Origin of the sequence: Sphingomonas sp. TDK1, from assembly GCF_001650735.1 — a bacterium.
Classification (GTDB): domain Bacteria; phylum Pseudomonadota; class Alphaproteobacteria; order Sphingomonadales; family Sphingomonadaceae; genus Sphingomonas.
This window is the reverse complement of the sequence record NZ_LXVY01000048.1, coordinates 301,096-324,148: the sequence shown is the minus strand read 5'-3', so window position 1 is coordinate 324,148 and position 23,053 is coordinate 301,096. Positions and strand designations below refer to the sequence as shown.

24 protein-coding genes are annotated in these 23,053 nt (G+C 66.6%); 6 read left to right on the top strand and 18 right to left on the bottom strand.

What is annotated here, in order from left to right:
• Positions 1-27 precede the first annotated feature (27 nt).
• From flhA to fliF, 4 genes are read right to left on the bottom strand one after another with little or no spacing between them, the layout of a single operon-like run.
• Positions 28-2,109, bottom strand: coding sequence for a flagellar biosynthesis protein FlhA (gene flhA, locus A7X12_RS24450; RefSeq protein ID WP_064314021.1), 2,082 nt, complete (start codon positions 2,107-2,109; stop codon positions 28-30).
• Between the two features lie 22 nt (positions 2,110-2,131).
• Positions 2,132-3,463, bottom strand: a complete 1,332-nt coding sequence (locus A7X12_RS24445; protein WP_064314020.1) for a sigma-54-dependent transcriptional regulator — start codon at positions 3,461-3,463, stop codon at positions 2,132-2,134.
• The gene (fliN, locus tag A7X12_RS24440; RefSeq protein WP_064314019.1) at positions 3,463-3,822 is read right to left on the bottom strand and encodes a flagellar motor switch protein FliN; all 360 of its coding nucleotides are present in this window, start codon (positions 3,820-3,822) and stop codon (positions 3,463-3,465) included. Before fliN ends, A7X12_RS24445 begins: the two co-directional genes overlap by 1 nt.
• Before the next feature lie 11 nt (positions 3,823-3,833).
• Complete coding sequence (fliF, locus tag A7X12_RS24435; RefSeq protein WP_064314018.1) at positions 3,834-5,438, bottom strand: flagellar basal-body MS-ring/collar protein FliF; 1,605 nt, start codon at positions 5,436-5,438, stop codon at positions 3,834-3,836.
• Between the two features lie 207 nt (positions 5,439-5,645).
• Between fliF and A7X12_RS24430 the strand changes: the two genes are divergently transcribed.
• Together A7X12_RS24430 and A7X12_RS24425 are read left to right on the top strand one after the other, a co-directional pair.
• On the top strand, positions 5,646-6,419 hold the full coding sequence (locus tag A7X12_RS24430; protein WP_064314017.1) for a polysaccharide deacetylase family protein: 774 nt from the start codon (positions 5,646-5,648) through the stop codon (positions 6,417-6,419).
• A 157-nt stretch (positions 6,420-6,576) separates the two neighbouring features.
• Positions 6,577-8,133, top strand: a complete 1,557-nt coding sequence (locus tag A7X12_RS24425; protein ID WP_064314016.1) for a hypothetical protein — start codon at positions 6,577-6,579, stop codon at positions 8,131-8,133.
• A 48-nt stretch (positions 8,134-8,181) separates the two neighbouring features.
• Here the strand turns inward: A7X12_RS24425 and A7X12_RS24420 are convergent, their stop codons facing one another.
• The 3 genes from A7X12_RS24420 to A7X12_RS24410 all read right to left on the bottom strand — a co-directional run bounded on the left by A7X12_RS24420 (position 8,182) and on the right by A7X12_RS24410 (position 11,040).
• Entirely contained in the window at positions 8,182-9,276 is a 1,095-nt protein-coding gene (locus tag A7X12_RS24420) for a catalase family protein (protein ID WP_064314015.1), read from the bottom strand.
• A gap of 68 nt (positions 9,277-9,344) precedes the next feature.
• Positions 9,345-9,992 carry a FliH/SctL family protein gene (locus A7X12_RS24415; protein ID WP_064314014.1) on the bottom strand — a complete coding sequence of 216 codons (648 nt, stop codon included), beginning with the start codon at positions 9,990-9,992 and terminating at the stop codon, positions 9,345-9,347.
• Positions 9,993-10,005: 13 nt separating this feature from the next.
• A complete protein-coding gene (locus A7X12_RS24410; RefSeq protein WP_064314135.1) occupies positions 10,006-11,040 on the bottom strand; it encodes a flagellar motor switch protein FliG in 1,035 nt (344 codons plus the stop codon).
• A gap of 147 nt (positions 11,041-11,187) precedes the next feature.
• On the opposite strand from A7X12_RS24410, the gene A7X12_RS24405 reads away from it, so the two are divergent.
• Positions 11,188-13,929 (top strand): hypothetical protein, encoded by a 2,742-nt coding sequence (locus tag A7X12_RS24405; RefSeq protein WP_232318676.1) that lies wholly within the window; start codon positions 11,188-11,190, stop codon positions 13,927-13,929.
• A gap of 3 nt (positions 13,930-13,932) precedes the next feature.
• Positions 13,933-14,352 (top strand): flagellar basal body protein, encoded by a 420-nt coding sequence (locus A7X12_RS24400; RefSeq protein ID WP_157105719.1) that lies wholly within the window; start codon positions 13,933-13,935, stop codon positions 14,350-14,352.
• A 97-nt stretch (positions 14,353-14,449) separates the two neighbouring features.
• Here A7X12_RS24400 and A7X12_RS24395 read toward each other — a convergent pair whose 3' ends face one another.
• From A7X12_RS24395 to A7X12_RS24380, 4 genes are all read right to left on the bottom strand, one after another.
• The gene (locus tag A7X12_RS24395; RefSeq protein ID WP_064314012.1) at positions 14,450-14,953 is read right to left on the bottom strand and encodes an FxDxF family PEP-CTERM protein; all 504 of its coding nucleotides are present in this window, start codon (positions 14,951-14,953) and stop codon (positions 14,450-14,452) included.
• A 281-nt stretch (positions 14,954-15,234) separates the two neighbouring features.
• Positions 15,235-15,660: a hypothetical protein gene (locus A7X12_RS24390; protein ID WP_064314011.1), complete on the bottom strand. Its 426-nt coding sequence runs from the start codon at positions 15,658-15,660 to the stop codon at positions 15,235-15,237.
• Positions 15,657-15,968 carry a rod-binding protein gene (locus A7X12_RS24385; RefSeq protein ID WP_084446081.1) on the bottom strand — a complete coding sequence of 104 codons (312 nt, stop codon included), beginning with the start codon at positions 15,966-15,968 and terminating at the stop codon, positions 15,657-15,659. The genes A7X12_RS24390 and A7X12_RS24385 overlap by 4 nt, the downstream gene beginning before the upstream one ends.
• The gene (locus A7X12_RS24380; RefSeq protein ID WP_064314010.1) at positions 15,968-17,071 is read right to left on the bottom strand and encodes a flagellar basal body P-ring protein FlgI; all 1,104 of its coding nucleotides are present in this window, start codon (positions 17,069-17,071) and stop codon (positions 15,968-15,970) included. The genes A7X12_RS24385 and A7X12_RS24380 overlap by 1 nt, the downstream gene beginning before the upstream one ends.
• Positions 17,072-17,155: 84 nt before the next feature.
• Here A7X12_RS24380 and A7X12_RS24375 point away from each other — a divergent pair, with 84 nt between their 5' ends.
• Both A7X12_RS24375 and A7X12_RS24370 read left to right on the top strand, forming a co-directional pair.
• A complete protein-coding gene (locus A7X12_RS24375; protein WP_064314009.1) occupies positions 17,156-17,572 on the top strand; it encodes a flagellar assembly protein FliX in 417 nt (138 codons plus the stop codon).
• A gap of 107 nt (positions 17,573-17,679) precedes the next feature.
• The gene (locus A7X12_RS24370; RefSeq protein ID WP_064314008.1) at positions 17,680-18,690 is read left to right on the top strand and encodes an SGNH/GDSL hydrolase family protein; all 1,011 of its coding nucleotides are present in this window, start codon (positions 17,680-17,682) and stop codon (positions 18,688-18,690) included.
• Between the two features lie 24 nt (positions 18,691-18,714).
• On the opposite strand, the gene A7X12_RS24365 is transcribed toward A7X12_RS24370, so the two are convergent.
• The 7 genes from A7X12_RS24365 to A7X12_RS24335 all read right to left on the bottom strand — a co-directional run bounded on the left by A7X12_RS24365 (position 18,715) and on the right by A7X12_RS24335 (position 23,049).
• Positions 18,715-19,356 carry a PilZ domain-containing protein gene (locus A7X12_RS24365; RefSeq protein ID WP_064314007.1) on the bottom strand — a complete coding sequence of 214 codons (642 nt, stop codon included), beginning with the start codon at positions 19,354-19,356 and terminating at the stop codon, positions 18,715-18,717.
• 95 nt (positions 19,357-19,451) lie between these two features.
• Positions 19,452-19,895 carry a hypothetical protein gene (locus A7X12_RS24360; RefSeq protein WP_064314006.1) on the bottom strand — a complete coding sequence of 148 codons (444 nt, stop codon included), beginning with the start codon at positions 19,893-19,895 and terminating at the stop codon, positions 19,452-19,454.
• A gap of 10 nt (positions 19,896-19,905) precedes the next feature.
• Complete coding sequence (locus tag A7X12_RS24355) at positions 19,906-20,751, bottom strand: flagellar motor protein MotB (RefSeq protein ID WP_064314005.1); 846 nt, start codon at positions 20,749-20,751, stop codon at positions 19,906-19,908.
• A gap of 1 nt (position 20,752) precedes the next feature.
• Positions 20,753-21,085, bottom strand: a complete 333-nt coding sequence (locus tag A7X12_RS24350; protein ID WP_064314004.1) for a hypothetical protein — start codon at positions 21,083-21,085, stop codon at positions 20,753-20,755.
• Positions 21,085-21,609 (bottom strand): chemotaxis protein CheD, encoded by a 525-nt coding sequence (locus tag A7X12_RS24345; protein ID WP_064314003.1) that lies wholly within the window; start codon positions 21,607-21,609, stop codon positions 21,085-21,087. Before A7X12_RS24345 ends, A7X12_RS24350 begins: the two co-directional genes overlap by 1 nt.
• A 1-nt stretch (position 21,610) precedes the next feature.
• Positions 21,611-22,000, bottom strand: coding sequence for a response regulator (locus A7X12_RS24340; protein ID WP_064314002.1), 390 nt, complete (start codon positions 21,998-22,000; stop codon positions 21,611-21,613).
• A gap of 2 nt (positions 22,001-22,002) precedes the next feature.
• Positions 22,003-23,049: a protein-glutamate methylesterase/protein-glutamine glutaminase gene (locus A7X12_RS24335; RefSeq protein ID WP_064314001.1), complete on the bottom strand. Its 1,047-nt coding sequence runs from the start codon at positions 23,047-23,049 to the stop codon at positions 22,003-22,005.
• Between the last annotated feature and the right edge of the window lie 4 nt (positions 23,050-23,053).

Here is a 23,053-nt window from a genome sequence, read left to right as displayed (position 1 = left end):
GATGATCGCCGAAACGATCGTGGAAGATCAGCCAATTACCCCGAGCGCGCGGATGCGGGCGCGGGCATGGATCTCGTTCTGCGAAAGGACCACCGTTGCCGGGCGGACACGCTCGATGATCGAGCGGACGAACGGCCGGATCGATGGGCTGGTGAGCAGGCAGGGGATCTCGCCGTCCTGCGCCAGCCGGTCATAGGTTTCGCGCACGGCACCGATGAACTGCTGCAGCGCGGAAGGCGCCATCGCCAGCTGGCGATCGTCGCCTGCGCCGAGGATGCTGTCGGCAAAGGCCTGGTCCCAGTCCGCCGAGAGCGTGACGACCGGGATGGCCTCGCCGCGCACCTGCTGCGCGCTGATCTGGCGCGCCAGGCGGCTGCGGACATGCTCGGTGATCGTCGTCAGGTTGCTGGTGAGCGGCGCCGATTCCGCGATGCCTTCCAGGATCGTCGGCACGTCGCGGATCGAGATGCCTTCGGCCAGCAGGTTCTGCAGGATGCGCTGCACGCTCGATACCGACACCTTGGACGGGATGATGTCCGCCACCAGCTTTTCCGATTCCTTGTGGACTTCGGTCAGCAGCTTCTGCGTCTCGGTGTAGGAGAGCAGATCGGAGATATTGTCTTTCACCAGTTCGGTCAGGTGCGTCGCGATGATCGTACCGCAGTCGACCACGGTGAGGCCGCGGAAGCCGGCTTCGTCGCGCAGTTCGCGATCGATCCACAGCGCGGGCAGACCGAACACCGGTTCCCTGGTTTCCTCGCCCGGCAGGCCGACCTGGCCGCCGCCCGGATTGATCAGCAGCAGCTTTTCCAGACGAATCTCGCCGCGCGCCGCCTCGGTTTCCTTGATCGAGATGACATATTCGTTGGGCTTCAGGCCCATATTGTCGATGATCCGCACCGACGGCAGCACAAAGCCATATTCCGTCGCCATCTGGCGGCGCAGCGCGCGCACCTGATCGTCAAGCCGCGGTTCGCGCGTATCGTCGTTGATCATCGGCAGCAGGGCATAGCCGATCTCGATCCGCACGGCGTCGATGGCCAGAGTCTCGGCAATCGGCTGTTCGACGGTCTGCGCCTGAACGGCTTCGGCGGCCGCCTTCAGCCGCTCCTGCGCCGCTTTGGCGGTGGCGCGGCGCGACATGTCCCAGGCCAGCCAGCCCGACAGGGCGGAGAAGGCGGCGAACGGCACGAAGGGCAGGCCCGGCATCAGCGCCAGCGCACCCATCAGGAACGACACCATGCCGAACGCCTTGGGATAGCGGCCGAGCTGGTCGCCCAGCGCCGAACCGGTCTTGCCGGCCACGCCGCCCTTGGAGACGAGCAGGCCCGCGGCGGTGGAGACGATCAGTGCCGGGATCTGGCTGACCAGCCCGTCGCCGGCGGTGAGCACGGTATAGGTATGGAAAGCCTCGCCGATCGGCACGCCGTGCGAGATGACGCCGATGCCCAGGCCGACGACGATGTTGATCGCGGTGATCAGCAGGCCGGCGACCGCATCGCCCTTCACGAACTTGGACGCACCGTCCATCGCGCCGTAGAAGCCGCTTTCGGCCTCCACGTCGGCGCGGCGCTGCTTGGCCTGTTCCTCGTTGATCATGCCGGCGGAAAGATCGGCGTCGATCGCCATCTGCTTGCCGGGCATCGAGTCGAGGCTGAACCGCGCGGCGACTTCGGCGATGCGGCCGGCGCCCTTGGTGATGACGACGAAGTTGATGACGACCAGGATGATGAAGATGGTGAGGCCGATGATCGTCTCGCCGCCCATCAGGAACTTGCCGAAGGCGCCAATCACGCCGCCGGCGGCATCCGGTCCTTCATGGCCATGGCCGAGGATGAGGCGGGTAGAGGCGAGGTTCAGGCCCAGCCGCAGCATCGTCGCGATCAGCAGGATCGTCGGGAAGGCGCTGAGTTCCAGCGGCTTCTCGATGAACAACGCCGTCATCAGGATCATCACCGAGAGGGTGATCGACAGGGCGAGGCCCATGTCGAGCAGCCAGCCGGGCATCGGCAGGATCAGCATCGCGATGATCGCGATCACGCCGCCGGCGAGCGCCATGTCGCGATTGGCGCCGATCCGCTGGAAGAAGTTCAGGACGACGGGAGGCATGGGCTGCTACCGGGAATAGAGGTCAGGGCGCGGGCGAGACGGCGATGCCGGCTTCGATGAAGCTGCGCAGCTTGTTGCGCATCGTCCGCACCGAAATGCCGAGGATGTTCGACGCCGAGGTGCGGTTGCCGTGGCAGCGCTCGAGCGTCTGCAGGATCAGCTCGCGCTCGACTTCCTCCACCGTCCGGCCGACCAGGCTGTTGATGTCGAGCGGATTGGTCTCGGCGTTGAGCTCGGACAGGGGCGTGCCGTCGGCGCGCACCAGGTCGCCCGGCATGATCGCGGCGCCGCGACCCAGCAGGATCGCGCGGTGCACCGTCTCGTCCAGCTCGCGGATATTGCCCGGCCAGACATAGCGCTGGAGCAGCGCCAATGCCTCGTCGGTGAAGGCACGCGCGGGCAGGCCGTCCACTTCGGCGTGGCGCTTGGCGAAATAGCGGGCGAGGGCGAGGATGTCCTCGCCGCGGGCACGCAGCGGCGGCACCTCGACACGGACCAGCCCCATCCGCACCAGCAAATCGGCGCGGAACGTGCCGCTTTCGACCAGCGCATCGAGGTTCAGGCTCGACGTCGCGATCAGCCGAGCGTGGAACGGCACCAGTTCGCTGCCGGCAAGGCGGCGGAACTGCTGCTTCTGCAGCACGTCGTGCAGCTTGGCCTGCAGCGCCGGCGACAGCATGCCGACTTCGCGCAGCAGCACCGTGCCGTGCCCGGCCTTTTCGAGCCGGCCGATGCGGCGGGCGACGGCGCCGGGGAAGGCGCCGGCTTCATGGCCGAACAGTTCGGATTCGAGCACGTCCGGTGCGACCCCGGCGCATTCGGCGACGAGCATGGGGTGCGGGCGCCCGGAAGCGTCGTGCACCGCGCGCGCCATCATTTCCTTGCCGCTGCCCTTTTCGCCGGTGATCAGCACGGGCGCGCCGCTGGGCGCGACGCCGGCCGCGAGCGACAGGGCGCGAGCGAGGGCGGGGTGGCCGCCGATCCAGGCCGGTGCCTTGCGCTCGACCACCGAGGCGATCGCCGCGGCGATCAACTCGCGCTGCGGCGGGAGCGGCACATAGTCGCGCGCACCGGCACGGATCGCCGCCACCGCACGCTCGGCGGGGGCGTCGATGCCGCAGGCCAGCACGGCGATGGTGAAGCGTTCGGCATGGATGCTCGCCATGAAGCCGGCAATGTCGGCCTCGACGTCGATCATCACGAGATCGGCACCGCCCTGGCGCAGCTCGACCAGCCCGTCCTCCGGGGTGTCGGCCATCGCCACTTCGGCGCCGGCGCTCCGCGCCAGTTCGGCGGCGAGACGGAACTCGCTGCCGGGGGCGCCGATGAGCAGCATGCGGATCGGATTTGCCATCAGCGGTCGGGCCGCACGATTTCGGTGAGCGTCACGCCCAGCGCGTTGTCGATCAGCACGACTTCGCCGCGGGCGATCAGGCGATCGTTGACGAAGATGTCGACCGGCTCGCCGACGCGGCGGTCCAGTTCGAGAACGGTGCCGGAGGAGAGCGCGAGCAGATCGCCGATCGGCATGCGCGCGCGGCCCAGCACCGCCTGAACCTTCACCGGAACGTCGTGCACCGCTTCCAGGCCGGCGCTGACGGCATGCGGATCGGGCGTGCTGCCCGGCAGTTCGAAATCCTCGAAATCGGGGGCGGGCGCGGGCCGGGGCTCGGAGCCGTCGGACGGGATGATGTCGTGGGGATCGATCGTCATCTGCTAATATCCTATGCGTTCATCCACTGGCGGATCACCGAGGCGGCCTCGGGCGGGCTGGCCGCGATGGCCGATCCGATCCGCTTCAGGGCGGAGAGCTTGATCCGCCCGTCCACCTGGGCGAGGGCGATTTCCTGATCGAGCAGCGCGGTTTCGCTCGGCGTCATATGCTCGAGCTGCTGCAGCGCGTCCGGGTCGCCATCGGCGGCCCGTTCGGTCAGCGCGCGCAGTTCCTCGGCCTGCTTCTGGGCTTCGAGCGCGGTCATTTCCGGCTCGATCGGCAGCGGGTCGGCCTTGGGCTTCAGCATGCGCAGGGCGAGCAGGCCGACGCCGGCGATCAGCGCGAGCTGCAGGAAGGTCCAGATCCGGTCCATCGGCAGCTTGGAGAGGAAGCTTTCCTTGCCCTCGTCCACCGGCACTGCCGAGAAGGGCATGCTTTCCACCACCACGCTGTCACCGCGCTGGGTGTCGATGCCCACGGCATTCTCCACCAGGCGCTGCAGACGCTGGATCTGGTCGGCGGGCAGGCCCTTCGGACCGCCATCGACCATCACCGCGACGGTGAGGCGGGTGACCTTGCCCGGCGAGCGCAGCGTGACCGTCTTGGTCGAGCTGTTCGAATAGGTCGTGTCTTCCGAGGTCTGGTTGCTGGCCGATTGGCGCGAGCTGCCCGGGGTGCCCGGATTGGCCTTGGCGTCGGGCAGCTGGTTCGCGACCGAAGCGGTCTGGGGCCCCGCGTCGCTTTCCTTGTTCTGGTCGCCGGTCTCGACGCTCACCTGGCGGGCGACGACCTGCTTGTCCGGATCATAGACGTTCGATTCCTCGCGCGTCTGGTCGCGATCAATCTGGGCGGAGACCTCGGCGCGGACCTTGCCCTCGCCGACGATCGGCTGGAGCAGCGCTTCGATCTCGTCGCGCAGCTTGCCTTCGACGGTCTGCTGGCGCTCGTCGGCGTCGCCGGCGGCGGCGGTGTCCGGATCGCCCGCGCGCGCGAGCAGCGCGCCGGTCTGGTCGACGACCGAGACGGCGTCGGGCGAAAGCTCCGGCACCGAGGAGGAAACGAGGTAGCGGATCGCCGCCACCTGCTCGGAGCCGATATGGCCCTTGGTCTTGATGGTGACGGCGGCGGTCGCCTTGCGGCTTTCGTTGGCAAACATCGCGCGCTCGGGCATCACGATATGGACGCGGGCGGCGGTGACGCTCTGGATGGTCTGGATCGACTTGGAGAGCTCGCCTTCAATGGCGCGCGTCTCGTTCATCTTGGCGCGGCTGGCGGAAACGCCGAAGGGCTGCTCCTCGTCGAGCACCTCATAGCCGATCTTGCCGCCCAGCTTCTCGCTGGCCATGCTCATGCGCAGTTCGGCCAGCTTGTCCTCGGGGGCCATGATCGCGGTGCCGTCGGCGGAGAGCGTGTAGGGCACGTTCTGCGCCTTCAGCTTCTCGGTGATCGTCGAGGCCGCGGCCGGATCGAGATCGGTGTAGAGATAGCCCATGTTGGACTTGGAGCTGCTCATCGCCACGAAGGTCAGCGCCGCCAGCAGGGCGAACGCCACACCGCCCATCATCGCGAGCCGCTTGGTGCCGAGTTGCGTCACCAGATTCTTGATCGCTTCCAAAGCCGCCCCATGCAGTAGCTACGGGGCGCGGAATGCCCCTTGTTGCTTAGTCTTATAGGAAGGGGGCGGAGCGGCAGTTTCTGCCGGGTGGGAATTTTTTGCCTAGCGCGCGAGCGGTTGATGCGAAGCCGCCGCGGGACGGTTGCCAGGCCCGTCTTTCGCGGCCACAGGCAGCGCGGCCGCGTTCCGGGCCCGATGGGAGACGACATGCAGGTGAACAGGCGGCACTTCGCGACGGGGCTGGCGACGCTGATCCTCGGCGCCCGCGCCGCACATGCGGAAACCGCCACAGGCGGTGCCGTGAGCCTCACCTATGACGACGGCCTGCCGTCGCACCTCGATGTTGCGGTCCCGGCGCTGGAGCGGCGGGGGCTGCGCGGCACCTTCTACGTCACCTGGGATAATATCGTCGATCGCGTCGGCGACTGGGAGAAGCTGCCGGCGCGCGGGCATGAACTGGGCGCGCATACCATGCACCATCCGTGCAACATCGGCCCGCTTTCCGCACGCGACTATGCCGCTCGCGAATTCGCCCCGCTCGAGGCCTGGCTGGACAGCGTGGCAGGGCCGGCGCGGGCGCGGGATTTCGCCTATCCGTGCGACGTCACCAATCTCGGCCCCGGCGCGCCCAATGTGCAGCGGGCGCGATACGAAGCGATGCTACGACGGCTCGGCATCCGCAGCGCCCGCAACAGCGAGGGGCCGCCCAATCCGTCGGGCTGGGTGACGCGGCACCCCTACCGGCTCCAGGCACTGGCGATCGGCTATGACGCGGAGCCGCTGGACGTGTTCAACTATCTCCAGCTGGCGCGGCACGAGCAGCGCTGGGCGATCCTGGTGTTCCATCAGGTCGGCGACGGGCCGGAGAGCGACGGGACGGTCTCCGCCGGCCAGCACGAGGCGCTGCTCGACATGGTGCTGGCCAGTGGCCTCACGCCCCGCACCGTCGGTGCGCAGATGCGCCACCTCGCTTCGGGCTGATCCGCGCGTCCCGTTTCCGCATCCGAAACGGGCGTTGGACGTTTGACGGCCGATGAACGCCGGCGCCAGCCCCGGTTCAGCCGAGATCCGGCAGAATGCGGGACAAGGGGGCAGGAAGTGAGGAGCTGCCATGTCCGATCCTTGGAGACGCCCCGCCATGCTCGGCACAAATGTGCTCGCCCTGGCACTGGCGGGGTGCAATCCCGGCACCCCGGCGCATCAGGCCGCCGCGAACGCCGTGATGGGCAATATGGTCGACGCACTGCCGGCGCTGCCTGCCGCAGTGCCGCTGCAACCGGGCGCGGCGACGTCCCTCGCCGCCGCGCCGCCCGCCCAGGCCCTGCCGGCGACCGGCCGTGTGCGCGTGGCGCAGGTGGCACGGCGCAGCGATGCCTATGCCTATCTGGATCGGGCGGAAGGCGTCGCGAACGCCATCGGCGATGCGCCGCCGGACTATGCCTATGACGATGGGCGCGTATCGCCCTGGGTGTGGCAAACCAGCGTCGGCGACCGGCGCTATGCCGAGCCGATCGACGGCGGCTATCGCTATTATTACTATCAGCCGGGCGCCGACACGCCCTATCTCGTGCGGGATCCCAACTACAGCTACGCCTATTCCGGCGGCGATCTCGTCGCGGTCTATGACGATGGCGGGGACCTGTTGCCGCCGGAGGCCTATGTCGGCCGCGCCGATATCGCCTCGCGCTATTACGACCGCGCCGAGTATCTCTATCGTCTGTCCGCAGCGCGCGAGCATCGCGGCGTCGTCGCGGCCAATTGGGCAGCACGCCGCGCAGAGATCGCCGCCGCCAACGCCGAGTGGGCGGCGGCACAGGCGCGGCAGGCGGAATGGCAAGCCTATCGGCAGGCCCATGCCGCGCAGGAGCGGAACGCCTGGGAGCAGGAGCGCGAGCAGCGCGCCTTCGCCGCCCAGCGCTTTGCGGCCTGGCAGCAACAGGGTTTCCGCACCCCCGCACCCCAGCCTGTGGCCTATATACCGCCCGCGCCGCCGCCGCATCGCGGCTGGTTGCCCAGCTGGTTCGGCGGTGATCGCCAGCCCGAGGCGCAACGCCAGGAACAGCAGATCCGGGCACAGCAGCTGGCGCAGCGACAGGCTGAACAGCGCCAGGCACAGCAGCGTGCCCAGCAACAGGCCCAGGCCCAGGCGGAGCAGCGGCGCATCTGGCAACAGCAGGCGCAGCAGCGTGCGAACCAGCAGGCGATGCAGCGGCAGCTCGCGGAGCAGCAAGCGCGTCAGCAGGCGGAACGGCGGCAGGCCCAGCAGGCCGCAGACCAGCAGCGGGCGCGCCAACTGGTGGCGGAGCGCCAGGCGCAGGCGCAGCAACAAGCCCAGGCTCGGGCGGCTGCACAGCGCGCGCATGCGGCGCAGCTGGCCGAGCAGCGGCAGATGCAGCAGATGGCCCAGCGCGAACAGGCGCAGCAACGCGCACAGGCACAGGCTGCCCAGCGCCAGCAGGCACAGCAACGGGCGATGGAAGAGCGGGCGCAGCAACAGGCCCAGGCCGCCGCACGCGCGCGCCAAACGCAGGCTGAGCACGCGCAGGCGAAACAGCGCCAGGCGCAGGCGCGGGTGCAGATGGCGCAGCAGCAGCGTGCGCAGGCCGCGGCCCATGCAGAGCAGGCGCGGCCGCATCCGCAGGCGCCGCATCCAGGACCTCCGCCGGGACATCCGCGCGATCCGCATCGGGGCTGATCGCGCGGAAAAGGGAAGGGGCCGCCGCCTCGCAGCGGCCTCCGCCCTTCAGGCTTCTACGGTCAGATCGTCCAGGACCCGCGGCTCATGCATCGGGCAGCCGTTGAAGCGGCCCCGATAGTCTGCCGAGAATTTATACGGTTCCTTGCGCGCGCGGTTGACGCCGCCAAGCGGCTGGTGCGCGGCAAGGCCGTGCCAGGGCGCGAAGGACAGCCGGTCCTCGATCCGGTCGCTTTCGCCAGGCACCCAGCCCGCCTGCGGCTCGACCTGCAGCGTCGCGACGGTGCGATAGGGGCTTTCGTCCTCGTCCCAGACGACCGAGGCATCCTCGACCGGCATTTCCTCGAGATCGGTGCACAGCTGCACGCGGAGCTCCCAGGTTCCGCCCTGTTCCAACAGCAACTCGTTCACCGCTTCGCGGATCGCGTCCGGGCGGCCGGTGGCATTGATCGTCTCGTCGGCGAAGTCCTTGATGCCGGAAACGGGTACGAGCTGGAACTTGGCGATGTACTCGCCATAGCGATAGGGCGTCTGGCTGTAATAGGTCGCGCCCAGCGGGTGGACGGGCTTGGCGCCGCCCAAGGTGCTGAGCAGCGCCGACTTGCCGCCGACCGCCTCCAGCGCCGCCTCGAAGCTGCGCAGCACGGCGGAAAGCAGCTTCTTCGCGCCTTCCGCCTTGTCGGTGGTGGAAGCCAACAGCTTGAGGTTGGTGAGAAACTTCTTCGCGTCCGGCGCGGCGAAGGCCGGTGCGTTGACCATCACGAAGTCCTGCGTCGTGTCGCCTTCGCTACCGGGAAGGCGCTCGCCCTCCACGCCCAGCACCTTCAGCGCGACGCCGCGGGGCAGGCGGATGGAGTCGTCCAGAATGTCGCCGGCATTGGTGGAGAAGCGCAGGATCGCCTCATGGCGGCCGGGCGTGGCGAACAGGCCCTGCGCCAGTTCGGGCGGCAGATTCTCCGCAACCGTGAACGTGCCGCGCGCAACACCATGGCCCTTGGCGTGCACCGATCGGACGGCGTGCCGGTAATCCTGCGAGGTCGTGTCGAGGATCTTCTGGAACTGTTCTTTCAGTCCGGCGATCGTCTCCGCCTCGTCGGGCTGGGGTTGTTCGACGCTGGGCGAAAAACGAACGGGCTGCGGCATGTTAAATCCCCTTCACGGTTTCGAAGGGGGTCAACCGTCGGCGGGAAAGGCCGTTCCGCTCGCCGGTTTCAGTGCAGCAGCAGGCTCTCCAGCTCGGCGGCCACCGCGTCGCGCCGCTGCTGCGCGTTGAGCGTCAGGCCACCCTCGTCCCAGTTGATCAGCGCGTCCCCCAGCGCCAGCGTCGCATCCGGCGCGACGGTGAGGCTCAGCTTGCGGCGATCCTTGGACTGGCGGTCGGCGATCTTGGCTTCGATGTCGTCCACCAGATCGGGGTGGACGCGCACCTGCAGCTCGGTGCCGCGCGCGACCTGGCCGAGTACCCGCCCGATCGCCGCATCGATCGCCTCGCCGGGCGCGCGCTCGATGGCGCGCGCGGCGATATGGTCGGCGGCGGCAAGCGCGACTTCCGTGGCCTCGCTCGTCACCCGCTCGGTGATTTCCGTGAATTGGGCGTCGATCACCTCGATGCCGGCGTGCAGCGCATCGACCGCGCTCAGCAGCGCCACTTCGCGCTCGGCCCGGGCCTGGGCGAGGCCCGCCTCATAGCCTTCGGCACGCGCGCGATCGATCACCGCCTGCTGATCGGCCTTGAGCAGCGCGATCTCGGCGCGCAGCGCGGCGAGTTCGATCAGCGCGTCCTCGTCGACCAGCTTCTTGTCCGGCACGGGGGCCGAAAAGACACGATCGAAGGCGAAACGTTCGACATGGATGCTCATGCTGCCATGCTCCTCAGATAATCATCGCGTCGTCGGACTTGGGATCGACCAGCAGGATCTCGCCGCGATCGGCAAGGTCCTTGGCCAGGCGGACGAGGCTCGACTGGGCCTCTTCGCAATCGCGGGCGCGGACCGGGCCCATGCCGGCCATGTCCTCGCGCATCAGCTTCGCGGCACGCTCGGTCATCGCGTTGAAGAACATCTGCTTCAGCTGATCCGGTGCGCCCTTCAGTGCCAGCGCCATCTCGCGCTTGTCGGCATTGCGGACGATCGATGCGATCGCCGGCGGCAGCAGGTTGGACAGGTCCTCGAAGGTGAACATCAGCGCGCGGATGCGTTCGGCGCTTTCCGGCGCCTTGGCGTCGAGCGCGGTGAGCATCGCTTCCTCGGTCGAGCGGTCGAGCGAGTTGAACAGCTCGGCCATGCTCTCGTGCGGGTCGCGCTTCTGCGAACGGGAAAGGTTGGTCATGAACTCGGTCTTCAGCGTCTGCTCGACCTGGTTGATGACCTCCTTCTGCACCGTATCCATCCGCAGCATGCGCATGATAACGTCCACGGCGAACTCGCGCGGCAGCTCGGCCAGCACGCGGGCGGCATGGTCGGGACGCAGCTTGGAGAGGATGACGGCGACGGTCTGGGGATATTCCTGCTTCAGCGCACCCGCCAGCACCGTTTCGGAAACGTTGGACAGCTTGTCCCACATCGTCCGGCCCGAGGGACCACGGATATCCTCCATGATCTCCTTCACCTTGTCGTTCGGCAGGATGCCGGCGAGCAGGCGTTCGGTGGTTTCGTAGCTGCCGTGGAGCGAGGCCATGCTCGCCACTTCGCCGGTGAACTGGACGAGCAGATATTCGACGACGACGCTGGGGATGCGGCCCAGGCTGGAGATGGTGGAGGAGAGCTCCTTGATCTCGTCGGTGGAGAGCTGGTCCCAGATCGGCGCGCCATGCTCCTTGCCGAGCGCGAGCATCAGCGCGGCCGCGCGCTGCGGTCCGGAGAATTTCTTCAGTTCTGGCGGTTCACCCACCGTGGCGACAGAAGCCATGCTCATCCCTGCAGAAAATGGTCCGCGCGCACCCGCAAGGCCGCGCTCTCCTCTATTATAGATTCAAATGGGGAAGGGACGGATCGGATCATGGTTAATTTATCGGCAAATCTCATCGGACTGAGTATCCTCACCGGGCAGAATGCCTTGAATTCTGCCAACTTCGCCGCCCCTACCTTCGAGAGCAAGGCCGTGCGCGTGGCCAAGGCGCAGTTCACGGCACCCACGACCACGCCGCCATGGAAGGATCCGAGGGCCGCCACCTCCTCGTCCAGCCAGCTGACGTCGATCCTCGCCAAACCTACCATCATCGATCCGCAGAGCCAGGACAGCCAGGGAAACATCCTGAACGACGACGTGAAGACCAGCTTCACGGCGTACAAGGCGCTGGACAAGCTGCGGGTGCTGGCCGAGGCGGCGAACGCCAAGGGCACGTCGGACGGCCAGCGCGCGATCTATCAGAAGGCTTTCCAGAAGGGGCTGGCGGACCTCCAGAAGTATCTCGCCAGCGCGCCGTCGGACAAGGTCAACCTCGCGTTCGACAAGACTTCGACCAGCGCCACGTCGATGCAGATCAAGGCCGACCACTCCTTCGAAGTCGCCGGCAAGCCGCTGACGTCGAAGAGCACGGATCCGCTGCCCGGGCTTACCGGCACGGAGAAGTTCAGCGTGACGCTCAGCACCACGAAGAGCACGGGCGTCACCAGCCAGACCTTCACGGTGGATCTTTCGACCGGACCGCAGCCGCCGACGATCACCTCGGTGGCAGCGTCGATCAATGCGCAGATCAGCTCGGCGGTGGTGACCAATGCCGACGGCTCGACGAAGCTGGACAGCAAGGGCAATCCCGTCACCAAATGGGGTGCGCGCTTCGAGGCCAAGGCCACGGACGGCAAGTGGAACCTCGTGCTCGACTCCCCGGGCGGCCTCGAGAAGGTCCGCATCGACCAGATCGGCTCGAAGGATGCCCTGGTCGTCGCCAGCGGTCAGACGTCGCTGGATGCGCCCACCGCGACGCAGGTATTTCGCCTCAACGATCCGGGCGGCGCCGGCAGCAAGGTCACCCTCGCCAGCATCCAGGCGCTTGATCGCGCCGCCACCGCGCAGAATGTCGCGGCGGGTCGAACCATCGCCACCGGTGTGACGGTGACGAAGGACAATAGCGGCAAGACGGTCTTCAACCAGACCAAGACCAGCAACGTCTTCACCAATACCGATGCTGCGGCGATCACCACCGACGCGCAGGGCTATAGCTATGTCGTCGGCAACACCAAGGGTGACCTCGGCAGCAACGTCTCCGACGGCGACAACAACCTGTTCCTCACCAAGATGGACGGGGCGGGCAATGTCGTATGGCAGCGCAGCTTGGGCGCCGCGGGCACGTCCAGCGGTGCGTCGGTCCAGGTCGCGTCTGATGGCAGCATCGTCGTCGCCGGCACCGTCAGCGGCGCCTATAACGGCATGAGCACCGATGGTGACATGGTCGTCGCCAAATATGCCGCCAATGGCGACGAGAAATTCTCCACGGTGCTGCGCTCGGGCGGCGCCGATGTCGGCAAGGCGGTGACGGTCGGTGCCGATGGCTCCGTTTTCGTCGCGGGCCGCGTCTCCAACAAGGACGGCGGCGACGCCGTGATCGCCCGCCTGGACGCCACCGGGAAGATTGCCGAAAAGCGGGTGATCGATACCGGCGGGGCCGACGTGATCAACGGGCTTGCCATGGACAAGGACGGCAATCTCCTCGCGCTGATGTCGGCAAACGGTGTCGCCAGCGTGCAGAAGATGAGCGCCTCGTCGCTCAGCACCAGTCTCGGCAGCATCAGCCTCGGCACGGCGGATGCGCGGGCAATCGCCGTCGGTCCCGACGGGACGGTCGTGGTAGGCGGGGCGACCCGCGCCGCGCTGTCCGGCAGCCAGGTGAACAGCACCAGCGGCGATCGCGACGGGTTCGTCACGCGGATCGACAGCGCGCTCTCGGGCGCGAGCACCACCTATATCGGGTCCGCGAAGGACGATCAGGTCGACAGCATCGCCTTTCTCGGCAACGATCTCTACGTCGGCGGTCGCACCACGGGGGATCTTGCGGCCACCAAGAAGGGCTCGGTCGACGGTTTCGTTTCGCGGATCGACACGACCACGGGCGCGATTGCGCATACCAACCAGTTCGGCGCCGCGCTGCAGCGTACCGAACCTGTCCGCATCGCTGCGGATGTCGGCGGCGACAACGCCATCGCAGCGCTCGGCTTCGGCCGCGGTACGATCAATCCTGATGTGTCCAGCAAGGTCGGCACCCAGACCGCGCTGCGCCCTGGCGACTATTTCTCGATCAAGGCCGATGACGGCGGCGTCCGGAAGGTGCTGATCCAGAAGGACGACACGTTCAAAACGATCGCCGACCGCATCCAGAGCATGATCGGCGGGTCGAAGGGGACCGTGACGGCCGTCTCGGTGAACGGCAAGCAGTCGCTGCGCATCCAGATGAAGGCCGGGCACGAACTCGAAATCCTCGCCGGCGCGGACGGCGTCGATGCGCTGTCGAAGCTCGGCATGGAACCGCAGCGCATCGCCGCACAGGCGACGCTTTCCGCCAGCGCGCCGAAGGTCCGCCCGGGCGGCAATTTCAGCCTGGGCCTCAACGAGGCGCTGAGCATTTCCAGCCTCGATAATGCCAAGGCCGCGCTCGCCAAGATCACTGACGCATTGTCGATGACGCAAACCGCGTATCGCTCGCTTTACTGGGACGATACCAAGGTGGCGCTGGTCGATGGTGTCAAGAACACCGGCGGCAACAGCAATACCAACACGTCGATCGAAAAGGCGCAGCTCGCAAACTACCAGGCCGCTCTCACCCGACTGTCGGGCGGCATTCCCACGTCCTTAGGATTCTGATCCATGTCCGAAATGCCTTCGATCTTCTCCGCGATCCAGATGCGGATGCAGAACCTGTCGCAGCGGCAGCAGGTCATTTCGCAGAACCTCGCGAACAGCGAGACGCCCGGCTACAAGTCGCGCGACGTGTCCGAGCCTAATTTCGGCGATCTGCTCCAGGGAGCAGGCGGCATCAGCATCGCCAAGCCGCGTGTCGAGTTGACCGGTACGATGAAGAATCTCGGTGCCGTGCAGCCGATGGGCAGCGGCGTCGTGTTCGACAAGGACGTGAGCGAGACCAAGCCGGATGGAAACAATGTCACGCTGGAAGACCAGTTGCTGAAGATGGGCAAGGTCCAGGCCGATTTCAGCGCGGTGACCAATATCTATCGCAAGCAGATGGTGCTGCTGAAGACCGCGCTCGGCAAGGGCGGCAACGGCTGAGACTGCCCTCCGTTCGCTTCCCGCTACCGGAACACGCACAAAAAAAAGGGCCGCGAGAAACTCGCGGCCCTTTCTTGTTTCACGCTGTGGCGTGCGATCAGGCGACCGCGACGCGCGTGCTGCGGCGACGACGGAGCGCACCACCGGCCATGCCGACGCCCGCGATCATCATGCCCCAGGTAGCCGGCTCCGGCACCGCGCCGAACGCGAAGCTCGCCGAGTAGTTCGCCTGCGAGGCGCTGGTGTTCTTCGTGACCACGGTCAGGTCGTAGGTGCCCGCCTTGGTGACGTTGAACAGATAGTCGTCACCCTTGGTGATGCTGGTGAAGCTCTGGCCGTTGAGGCCGAGCGACACGAAGCTCAGCACCTTGCCGAACGCGGTGGTCGGGTTGACGGTGAACACGCCGGCCGAACCGAAGGTGATCGAGAAGATGTCGGTGTTCTCGGTCTTGGCCGGAACATAGACCTTCAGACCGCCCGAAGTGCCGTCGAAGTTGCACTGAATGGTGTTCGTGCAGGGGTAGCTAGCAGCCTGCGCGGTGCCGGCCATCGAAAGAGCGCTCGCCGCAACCGCAGCAACCATAAGCAACTTGAACTTCATAATCCAGACCTCCCTATGCCAATGCCAGCCGTTAGGAGCCGCTCCCATCAGTCGGGGCGGGGACCTCGTTTTCCCTTACGTGCTGTCCATTTCCGTATAGTCGAACGCGCCGGATTCGCCACAGGATAGTTGCTGAGAGATGAACAGCAAAAATTGTAAATGAAAACAGATGGTTGCATGATGGATTTTGGAATTTCGAGGCGTTCGCTTGCCCTAAAACGAGACAGAAGCTCGCCGCACCGCAACGATCGTTTGCACAATGAGACGAATCTCAGAAATATTCACAATCGTGCATTAACCGAAATGGGCGCAGGGGCATCAATGCCGGTCAGTCCGCCACAGGCGCTGTAGGTCGTGCTGCGGCTGCCGGTCAGCCGCTGGGCCTCGGCGGCGATAGCGGCCATCATTTCCGACGACAGCTCGATCTGTCGCGAGATGATCCGCGCGTTCACCACCGACGCGTCGCGGAGCGCACGGCTCGCTTCCGACAGGGCTTCGCGGGCTTCCGGTTCTAGCGTGTCGAGCCAGTCGTCGAGATGCTCGCGCTTCAGGCGGGCGATCTCCGCCTCGATGCGGCCGGCCAGGCGCAGCTTGGCATCGGCGATCTCGCCGAGCTCGCGCATGTACGGCGTGCGGACCAGGCGTTCGCTCTCCTCCTCCATCAGGGAGGTGAGGGAGACCATCGCGTCGACGAGCTGGGTGATCATTTCTGTCCTTGCTGAAGCTTGAGGATCTGGTCGAGAACGGCCGGCGCCAGGCCGATTCCGCCGCGACGCGACATTTCCGTGCCGAGCTTTTCCGCGAGCATGCCGCGGAAGATCTCCTCGCCGTTGCCGCCGCTGAACTGGTCGTCCTGCTGCACGCTCTGGAGCATGAGCTGGGTCATCTGGCCGAGGAACACGCTTTCGAAGTCGCGCGCCGTCTTGGCGTTCTTGGGATCCACCTTGGGCACCGGCTTGGCCGGCGCGCCCGCAGCCGCGGCGGCAGAAGCGGGCAGGGGAGTCAGATCGGTCATCACTGCACCTCGATTTCGGCCTGGAGGGCGCCCGCGGTCTTGATCGCCTGCAGAATGGTGATCAGGTCGCGCGGCGAGACGCCCAGTGTGTTGAGCCCGCTGACGAGCGACTTGAGCGAAGGACCGTTGATGACGGCGAGGCTCGCGCCGTTGCCGTCATTCACCTGCACCTGGGTGCGCGGCACCACCGTCGTCTGTCCCTGCGAGAAGGGGGCGGGCTGCGATACCTGCGGCGTCTCGGTCACCGAAATGGTCAGGCCGCCCTGCGCGATGGCGACGGGGGTGATCCGCACGTCGCTGTTCATCACCACGGTGCCCGAAGCCTCGTTGATCACCACCTTGGCCGGCTGGTCCACCTTCACCTCGAGATCGCCGACCTGCGTGACCAGGTCGATCACCGAACCGGCGAACTGGTTCGACGGGCGGACCTCCACGGTTGCGGGATCGAGCATCTGGGCAGCGCCGGGATAGCGGCCGTTGATCGCCCGGGCGATGCGGTCGGCGGTCGTGAAATCGGGGTTCTTCAGCGCGAGCTTCAGGCTGTTGGCCGAGCGCAGCTGATAGGGGACCTCGCGCTCCACGATCGCGCCGCCGGCGATCCGGGCAGAGGTCGTCACGCCGCGGCTGACATTGGCGGCGGCGCCCTGCGCCTTGAAGCCCGAAACCGCCACGGGCCCCTGCGCGACCGCATAGATCTCGCCGTCGAGCGCACGAAGCGAGGACGCGATCAGCGTGCCGCCCTGGAGGCTGGTCGCGTCGCCCAGCGCGGAAACCTGCACGTCGATCCGCGAACCCGAGCGCGAAAAGGGGGGCATCGTCGCGGTGATCGAGACGGCGGCGACGTTCTGCGTGCGCATCTGGGTGCCGCGAATGTTAACGCCCATCCGCTCGAGCATCGACTGCATCGATTCCTCGGTGAAGGGGGCATTGCGGATGCGATCGCCGGTGCCGGCGAGGCCGACCACCAGGCCATAGCCAACCAGCTGGTTTTCGCGGACATTTTCGACGTCGACAATGTCCTTGATCCGCGTCTGGGCCATCGCCTGGGGCGCGCCGAAACAGGCCAGCGCGAGCGCCAGGAACGATGCAGAGAGACGATACATAAACCTCTCGGGCCAAGTGGAAAATTAACGCTACTCGTCTTATAGGAAGAGGAGAGCCAACAAGGCTCAAGAGGATCGGATTTCGTGCGTATCGACAGCCTGTCACCGATGATGGCACGCAACCTGCTGGCGGCGTTGCCTAAATCCGTGCCCAGCCTGACGAGCCGTATCGAAGGGCAGACCTCGGCGCCCGCACAGCCGCTCGCCGCCCCGCCGACAGTGTCGCCCACCAGCGTACAGATGCTGGTGGCGATCGCGGCGAACAATCCGGTTGCCGAGCGTCGGCGCAAGCAGGCCCGCGATGTCGAACGGGGCATCGATGCGCTGGATCGGCTGCACAAGGAGCTGGTTGCCGGGACGCCGAACGTCGCGCGCCTCCGCGAGATCGTCGAATGGTCGCAGGCCGTGCCCACGCCGACGGATCCAGGCCTCGCCGCCCTTATGCGCGACATAGACCTGCGCGTGCAGGTGGAGCTGGCGAAGCTCGACATTCGGGTGTGATCTGCTGCGGTGCAGTATTGACCTGATCCGCGCCGTGTTCCTGAAATGAACTTCTTGGACAAGCTGCTTCATACACTTAAGAAGTAGTTAATAAGAGGGGATGTTGCATGCTGGCTTTCGCGCGACTCGTCACGGGGTTCGCCCTGTTCCTTGCTCCCGTCGCCGCTCAGGCGGGAACGCACTATTCCGGGCTTTATGTCTTTGGCGACAGTCTGGTCGACTCGGGCAATGCCTTTGCCGGCACGAACGGGGCCGCCGCGAACCCGATGGACGGCTATTTCGCCGGCCGCTTCTCGAACGGATTCAATTTCGCGGATTATCTGAGCATCGCGATCACCGGTCATGCGGCCACGCCGCTGGCGGCGGGCGGGCTCAATCTGGCCGTCGGCGGGGCCACGGCCGCGTTGGTGAAGGGGGAACGCAGTCCCAGCTTCCTTGCCCAGGTGGGGCTCTATGTGAACCGCGTGGGCGCGCCCATCGATCCCAACGCCCTGGTGCTGCTCACGTTCGGCGGCAATGACGTTCGCGACACCATCGACGTCAACGGCGCGGTCAGCTTCGCCAACGCATTGTCGGACTTCAGCGACGCGATGTCGGGACTATATGCGCTGGGAGCCCGCAATTTCGCGATCGTCGGAGCGCCCGATATCGGGCTGTTGCCGGATTCGATCGCGGAGGCAGGGTCGGTGCCGGGCCAATTGCAGGCGCTTTCGGCGCGCTCCCAGCAGATCAATTACGGATTACGGGCGGCAGCGGAAGGGATCGACGCCGTGCCCGGGGTAACGGCGAGCTATTTCGATCTCTTCGCGCTGGAACATGCGTTGCTCCAGTCGCCCGCCAGTTTCGGACTGCCGAGCACGCTGGACACGACAACGCCGTGCCAGATCCTCGGAGGAAAGTCGCCGCAGATCGATAACTGCCGCAATGCCCTGTATTTCGACGCGATCCATCCCACGACGCAGGTGCACAAGGCGATCGCCGATGCGCTTGGCCGCCAGCTTGGAATCAGCGCGGTGCCGGAAAGCGACACCTGGGTGCTGCTTATCCTCGGCATGGGCGGCATCGGGGCGGCGCTGCGTCGCCGGCGCGCTTCGGCGGGTGCGGCGGCGGTCGCCTGACGCCGAACGGCGCGGCGGGCGCGTTCAGCGCTGCGTCTGCATCTCGGTAAGCCAGGCGGCGAGCTCGGCGTAGGGAATCATCTCGATGAAGGCGAGGCCGGCGGACTCGCCGTCGTTCCAGCGGATCGTGCAACTGTGCGGTGTCAGCCCCGGGATCACCAGCGTCACGACGCGATCCAGTTCCGGGCGGCTGGCCAGGTGGATCCGGGCGCCGCTCTGCGAGATGTTTTCGACAACGGCCACGTGGGACACGCCGTTGCATACCAGCCGCGCGGTACAGCCGATGGCGAAGCGCGGCGCACGCGGCACCGCGCGCCGCAACCGGGCGGCGGGGGAGCTGCCCTTGGCGGCAGCCAGCACCTCTTCGACGTCGATCGGCGCGGTGAACTGCACGCCGGCGCGGCCGCCGCTCACCCACATGATCGTGCCTTCCAGCACCGGCCCGCCGCGCAGCTCGACGACGATCGTATCTGCCTCGCGCAGCGGGAAGGGGCTTTCCAGCATCATGCCGGTAGCGGAGATATTGCGGACCCGGCAGAGTTGTTCGCCGGCGCCGGCGCAGATCAGCTTGCCCACCATCAGCGTCGTCACGGTGCGCGGGGCACGCTCGGGCCAGGGCCCGGGATCGCTGCTGTTGTGGTCAAACTGGTGTTCGGCTGCGCCCACGGCGTCTGTCTCCCCGCTGAACTGCGACGATGCAGCCCTATCCTCATTATAGGATGAATAAACCTTCAGCTTGGCATCGGTATTCGTACGAAGGTTCAGGCAGGGTTGGCGGCAGTGACGGCAATCTTGCGGATGACCTTGGGACCGAATGCCTCGGTCGCCGAGGCGTCGACCACCTTACGAAAGCCCTCCAGGTCCGGCAGCATGCCGTCCGGGCCTGCAGCCATCGGCGTGCGATAGGTGCGCATGTTGATGGCGTGGAGCAACAGCGGCATCCGCTGGGTGACGAACTCCGCCTTGGCTTCGTCCACCTCCAGTTGTACCTCCATTGCGGCATAGCCGGCGAGGTGGCCATCCGCGAAGACGAGCGGTACCAGCACCCTGCCGGTGGGCACGAACTTGCCGAGTTCTTCCTTCTCGGCCACCGGCTCCTGCTGGGCGGCGCCGATGCCGAGCATCTTCACCATCGCATAGGCGGTGCCGCCGCCGGCGGCGAGGCCGGCAAGCAGCGCGACGATGAGGAACAGCAGTTTTTTCACGATCCGCCCCTCAGAACTTGAAGCTGGAGTCGGTCGGGAGCGCCGAGGTCTGGCCCTTGAGCACGATGCTGATGCGGCGGTTCTCGGCGCGGTTCGGCTGGTCCGGATAGACCGGCTGGGTCGCGCCCATCGCCACCACTTCGGCGAACCGGTCCGGCGTCACGCCGCCGGCAACCAGCGCCGAACGGGCCGCCAGCGCACGCTGGCCGGAGAGCAGCCAGTTGGCGTCGCTCTGGCCGCCCGCGCCGTCGGTATGCCCCTCGATCGCGATCTGGGCGCCGACGGTGGAGATCTTCTGGGCGATCTTGGTGAGCAGCAGCCGCGCATAGGGGTTGAGCTCGGCGGTATTCGACTTGAACATCGGCTGCTGATCGGTGTCCATCAACGTGATGCGCACGCCCTGCCGATCCTGCTGGACGTCGACATTCTTCTTGCCCTGCGACTGCGGCGTCGCTTCCAGCGCCACCATCAGTTCGGAAGCCATGACGCGCATCGTCGCCGGCACATCGGCGGTGCCGCCGCGCGCGGAGCCGGCCGTCGTCACCTGGAACGTCGGCTGGCCCTTGGCGGCGCTGGGATCGGCTTCCGCGCGCCGGGTGGGGCCGCCGGCGCCCGGTGCCGAATTGCTGACGGGGGTCGACGGCGCGCTGTCTGCGATGGTCGGCGAGAAATATTTGGCGAGGCCCTTCAGCCGGTCCTTGTCCGGATTGGCGAGCAGCCACAGCAGCATGAAGAAGGCCATCATCGCCGTCACGAAGTCGGCATAGGCCACCTTCCACGCGCCGCCATGGTGCGCGGCCGCGCTTTTCTTGACCTTCTTGACGATGATCGGCCGAACGTCCCCCCCGCGGGCCATGTTACTGACCCTTCAACGCGTTGCGCAGGCGTTCCTGAACGGCGCCGAGGCGGACATGGCTGATCGCCGCCAGCGAATCCTCGCCGCCCGCGATCCGCTCCAGCAGGTTCACGCATTCGTCGGCGTGCTGGATCAGATAGTCGAACGCCTGAAGCTGCTCGAGATAGTTGGCGGCGAAATGCTCGTCGCAGACGAGCACTTCGGCCAGACCTTCCAGCTTCTTGCTGATCTCGCGGATCTCGCCGGCCATGACGCTGTGCAGCACGCCGGCGAACGGGTCGTAGCCGGGCAGGGGCTGCGGGTGGGATGGTTCCGACATGGGCAGGCAGGACATCAGAAAAGCTCCAATTCTCCGTCGGGGGCGGCAACAGGCAGGGGGGCGACCGGACGTTCCTGAACGCGCTCCGCCACCTTGGTGCAGCGGCTCTTGCCCTCGTGCGGCAGGAACTCGACCTTGCGGGCGAGCGTGCCGCCGAGATCGCAATGCGCGATCGCGATTCCTTCGGTCTCCATGAACCGGCGGGCAAAGGCACCATTGGAGGCGCCGATGTTCCCCAGGCCGGAGATGATGTTGGCACCACCGTAGAGATGGGCCTGCAGCCGCGTGCGCATCGCGCCCTTGGCCATCATGCTGTTGATCAGCAGTTCCATCGCATGGACGCCGTAGCGCGCCATGTCCGAACCCGAGACCTTGTGGTCCGCGCCCGGCTCCCCGAGCAGGAAGTGGTTCATCCCTCCTACCTTGGCGACCGGGTCGTAGAGGCATGCGGCGACGCAGCTCCCGAGCAGGGTCGAAATCATGACATGGGGCTCCGCGATCACCGCGTTCTCGCCCTGTACGATGGAAACTCTGCGCATATCAGGTCAGCTCGCCGAAGACGCGTTCGATCTTTTCCTTCAGCGCCGCCGGCGCGAAAGGCTTGACGACATAGTTGTTCACGCCCAGCGCCGCCGCCTTCTGCACGACCTCGCGGTCGGACGAGCCGGTGAGCATGATGAACACGGTCTTGCCGATCACCGGATCGGCGCGAACCGCCTCCAGGAACTGCAGCCCGTCCATCTCGGGCATATTGTAGTCGGAGATCACCAGGTGGACGCGATCGCTCTTGATCGCCGAGAGCGCCTCGGGCGCACTGGCCTTGTCGCGAACGTCCTTGAACCCCAGGTCCTGCAGCGCACGACGGATCATCGCCCGCATACTGGTCTGATCATCAACGACCATCACCTTGATTTGTGATGCAGCGGGCATTGTTATGCGCTCCCAACCTTAACCGTTTCTCGACAAGCCTTCAGGATGGCTTCCGGCATCGCCGACAGACCAACCTCCTTCTCCACCGCACCGGCTTCCTTTGCGGCGCGGGGCATGCCCCACACCACGCAGGTCTCCTTGGTCTGGCCCAGCGTGCGGGCACCGGCCCGACGCATCGCCAGCAGGCCCTGTGCGCCGTCGCTGCCCATCCCGGTGAGGATGACGCCGACGGCACCAGCACCCAATTTCGCGACCGACTGGAACAGCACGTCCACCGAAGGACGATGGCCGGTCACCGGATTGCCGGGGATCAGTTTGATCCGGCCATTGGCACCGCCCGAGAGTTCCATATGTCGTTCGCCTCCAGGAGCAATATAGACGGTTCCCGGGGTCACCTGGGCACCATCCGTAGCTTCCACGACGTTGACGCGACACTCGGCGTTCAGGCGCTGCGCGAAGCTGCGCGTGAAGGTTGCCGGCATGTGCTGCACGATGAGGATCGGCGGCGAATCTTCCGGCAGCGACGGCAGCAGCGAGAACAGCGCCTCGACGCCGCCCGTGGACGAACCGATCGCGATCAGCTGCGCGGCGGAACCGCCCCCCGAGGCGACGCTCGGCTGCACCGGCAGGCGCTGCGGCCCGGCACGGGCGACAGAACGCGCCGCGCTCTTCACCTTCTCGCAGAGCAGGCCGGCGTCGCGCTCGATGTCCTCGGGCGAACCGCTGGGCTTGGTGACGTAGTCCACCGCGCCCAGGCGCAGCGCCTCGATGGTCACTTCCGCGCCGCGCGCGGTGAGGGTGGAGCACATCACCACCGGCATCGGCCGGAGGCGCATGATGCGCTCGAGGAACGACAGGCCGTCCATTCCCGGCATCTCGACGTCGAGCGTCAGCACGTCGGGGTTGAGCGCCTTGATCATGTCGCGGGCCGCAAACGGCTCCGGCGCCATGCCGACCACTTCGATCTCTGGGTCGGCGGAGAGCATGCGCTTCAGCGTCGCGCGCATGGAAGCGCTATCGTCGACGATGAGCGTACGGACTGGTTTCATGCCC

Excerpts from the sequence above, each read along its gene's own strand:
- flhA (WP_064314021.1), bottom strand. The coding sequence starts at position 2,109 with ATGCCTCCCGTCGTCCTGAACTTCTTCCAGCGGATCGGCGCCAATCGC.
- A7X12_RS24445 (WP_064314020.1), bottom strand. The coding sequence starts at position 3,463 with ATGGCAAATCCGATCCGCATGCTGCTCATCGGCGCCCCCGGCAGCGAG.
- fliN (WP_064314019.1), bottom strand. The coding sequence starts at position 3,822 with ATGACGATCGATCCCCACGACATCATCCCGTCCGACGGCTCCGAGCCC.
- A7X12_RS24430 (WP_064314017.1), top strand. The coding sequence starts at position 5,646 with ATGCAGGTGAACAGGCGGCACTTCGCGACGGGGCTGGCGACGCTGATC.
- A7X12_RS24425 (WP_064314016.1), top strand. The coding sequence starts at position 6,577 with ATGCTCGGCACAAATGTGCTCGCCCTGGCACTGGCGGGGTGCAATCCC.
- A7X12_RS24420 (WP_064314015.1), bottom strand. The coding sequence starts at position 9,276 with ATGCCGCAGCCCGTTCGTTTTTCGCCCAGCGTCGAACAACCCCAGCCC.
- A7X12_RS24415 (WP_064314014.1), bottom strand. The coding sequence starts at position 9,992 with ATGAGCATCCATGTCGAACGTTTCGCCTTCGATCGTGTCTTTTCGGCC.
- A7X12_RS24410 (WP_064314135.1), bottom strand. The coding sequence starts at position 11,040 with ATGGCTTCTGTCGCCACGGTGGGTGAACCGCCAGAACTGAAGAAATTC.
- A7X12_RS24400 (WP_157105719.1), top strand. The coding sequence starts at position 13,933 with ATGTCCGAAATGCCTTCGATCTTCTCCGCGATCCAGATGCGGATGCAG.
- A7X12_RS24395 (WP_064314012.1), bottom strand. The coding sequence starts at position 14,953 with ATGAAGTTCAAGTTGCTTATGGTTGCTGCGGTTGCGGCGAGCGCTCTT.
- A7X12_RS24390 (WP_064314011.1), bottom strand. The coding sequence starts at position 15,660 with ATGATCACCCAGCTCGTCGACGCGATGGTCTCCCTCACCTCCCTGATG.
- A7X12_RS24385 (WP_084446081.1), bottom strand. The coding sequence starts at position 15,968 with ATGACCGATCTGACTCCCCTGCCCGCTTCTGCCGCCGCGGCTGCGGGC.
- A7X12_RS24380 (WP_064314010.1), bottom strand. The coding sequence starts at position 17,071 with ATGTATCGTCTCTCTGCATCGTTCCTGGCGCTCGCGCTGGCCTGTTTC.
- A7X12_RS24370 (WP_064314008.1), top strand. The coding sequence starts at position 17,680 with ATGCTGGCTTTCGCGCGACTCGTCACGGGGTTCGCCCTGTTCCTTGCT.
- A7X12_RS24355 (WP_064314005.1), bottom strand. The coding sequence starts at position 20,751 with ATGGCCCGCGGGGGGGACGTTCGGCCGATCATCGTCAAGAAGGTCAAG.
- A7X12_RS24350 (WP_064314004.1), bottom strand. The coding sequence starts at position 21,085 with ATGTCCTGCCTGCCCATGTCGGAACCATCCCACCCGCAGCCCCTGCCC.
- A7X12_RS24345 (WP_064314003.1), bottom strand. The coding sequence starts at position 21,609 with ATGCGCAGAGTTTCCATCGTACAGGGCGAGAACGCGGTGATCGCGGAG.
- A7X12_RS24340 (WP_064314002.1), bottom strand. The coding sequence starts at position 22,000 with ATGCCCGCTGCATCACAAATCAAGGTGATGGTCGTTGATGATCAGACC.
- A7X12_RS24335 (WP_064314001.1), bottom strand. The coding sequence starts at position 23,049 with ATGAAACCAGTCCGTACGCTCATCGTCGACGATAGCGCTTCCATGCGC.